Origin of the sequence: Xanthovirga aplysinae (assembly GCF_009711365.1) — a bacterium.
Classification (GTDB): Bacteria; Bacteroidota; Bacteroidia; order Cytophagales; family Cyclobacteriaceae; genus Xanthovirga; species Xanthovirga aplysinae.
Genome location: NZ_SMMB01000527.1, coordinates 1 through 2,110 on the forward strand (window position 1 = coordinate 1; position 2,110 = coordinate 2,110).

The following is a 2,110-nucleotide window of genomic DNA, read 5'->3' on the forward strand; positions in this document are numbered from 1 at the left end:
TAGCTGGCCTTACGCCGAGTCTTAGGCTCTGGACGAAGCGTTTTTGACTTAGGAGCTTCTTTTTCTTTCTTTTCCTTTTCTTGCAAAACAAATCCAATATAGGAAATATCTCCATTGGCTTGGATCAATAAATCGGCCAATTGAGATAGACGGGTAGAATACTCCTTTCCATAGCAAGTGGACCGCTCTACAATGGGAAGCAATTGACTTATAAGTTCGTAATCAAGTGCATATTCATGATCGGGACAACCATTAATCATGTAATCAATCAAATAATCAATCCGATCTCTGGCAATTTGAGGATTAAATAATCGAAAAATTCGACGTGCATACTGTTCAGCAATATCAAGTTTACGTTTATTGTCACCCAACTTATAAGGGTTAATTTGATTTAAAAGTGGTCTGTAAAATTCACTGATGTAATCCAAAAGCATTTTGGCCAGTTCATTACGATTAATGGGAATGCTTTTACTGGCATACATATCTTCAAACATAGCCTCAAACAACACCTTTGATCGTATTTCTATCAAACGAAGTGAATGCTCATCAATAAGTGCACTTTCCTTAGCATAATCAGGGCTATCTTCCCTAAGTTTGTGGATTTGTACATCTAAAGGTCCTAATTCCCCCATTTCATCCATTACTATTCGATTTCCACCCAAAGCCAGGAGAGTAGCCGCACTTTTAGCCCAATAAGGAACTATAATGTTCACAGTTTCAAAAGCATTTCTCAATACTCGAATAATGCGGTAAGCATCATGTGGTGATCCTCCACCTGAATTAAGAATAAAGTCAATTTCCTTTATTCCCTTTGCAAAAGCGGTAAACTTCAGAACCTCGTGCCGTACGGTATAACTTCCTCTTAAACCAATACTTTCAAAATATAAAAACTGAGGAACTTTCCTTATTTTCTCTAATTGTCCGATGGCTGATCGAATATTCTCCATTTTCAATCTTTTACAAAAGAACATTAGAAATTCAGGAATCGTTTTAGAGCAGGATTTGAAGCTTTAAAAGATTTGTCTAGTATTGTTTTTTTAGATTAGAAAAAAATAAGAGGTATTAATTGACACAATTTGGAGAAATATGGTCATGATTTGTAGGATAAATGAAAACTAAAATTACTACTGTATTTCATTGGAAGACTACTTTTTTTGAGAAGAGAAAGTAATCCAAGAATTAATTAAATCCTACAAATCATAGATCAATCAATTATATTAATACAAATTTCATTAAAACCGGCAAATGATCTGAAATTGTTCCTGCATCCTTTAATACCTTAGCCTTTACCATTTTAATTTTATCATTGGTGTAAAAGATGTAATCAATTTTCTCGTATGGCTTTCCACTATCGAATGTAAAAAAATCTTCAGGAGCAGTATTAAACTCTTTATCAGAAATCGCCATCGTTAAATTAGGCTCATTTCTAAAAAGATCTATGGTTGCCTCTTGCTCATTTTGATTATTAGTCATCCTCTGCCGACTATTAAAATCCCCAATAACCAAGACAGGGTAATCATTTTTATACTTTTTATAAGTATCTAAAAGAACTTTTGCATGTTTTTCCCTGGTCTCTCTATCAAAAGCTTCCAAATGAACATTGATCAGAACTAGAGGCTTTCCATTGATATCCAGTTTAAGCACCTGAATCAAACGATCAATATAAAAAGCATTATAGTAAAATGGATTGGCTTCCGGTTTTTCCAAAAGAACCCTTTTATAATCCGTAACAGGGTACTTGGTTAAAACAGCTTGGGCGGAAAGAAGTTTCCCATAATTGGCTGAAATAGGCCAATACGGAAAAGGAACATACCGCTTGTCCCAGTTAATCCCCAAAACCGCTTGCTTAAAATCCCCATAAATTCCCAGAGTATCTAACTGATTCATAAAAGCACTACGCTTAGAATCAATATCGATCTCTTGAAACCCAATAAAATCAGGTTGGTATTTTTTTACTAACTCTATAGCCCTATCCTTGTTGTTCCTAAATAATCCGGGATCAAACTTAGTGGCGACATTATTGGTAAGGCCAGACATAAAACCAATATTATAAGTCATCACCGAAAAAGTATCTTTTTCCAAGGAAGGAGCTGTAGAATAATTAATCAAT

General features: G+C 34.6%; 2 protein-coding genes. Both read right to left on the minus strand.

All coding sequences use genetic code 11. The features are described 5' to 3' along the window. Positions 1–947, minus strand: a 947-nt coding sequence (locus E1171_RS02370) for an SDH family Clp fold serine proteinase (protein ID WP_425509599.1), incomplete at its 3' end; no start/stop codon positions are given. Between the two features lie 265 nt (positions 948–1,212). After that, a partial coding sequence (locus E1171_RS02375; RefSeq protein WP_187696201.1) for an endonuclease/exonuclease/phosphatase family protein occupies positions 1,213–2,110 on the minus strand: 898 nt, incomplete at its 5' end.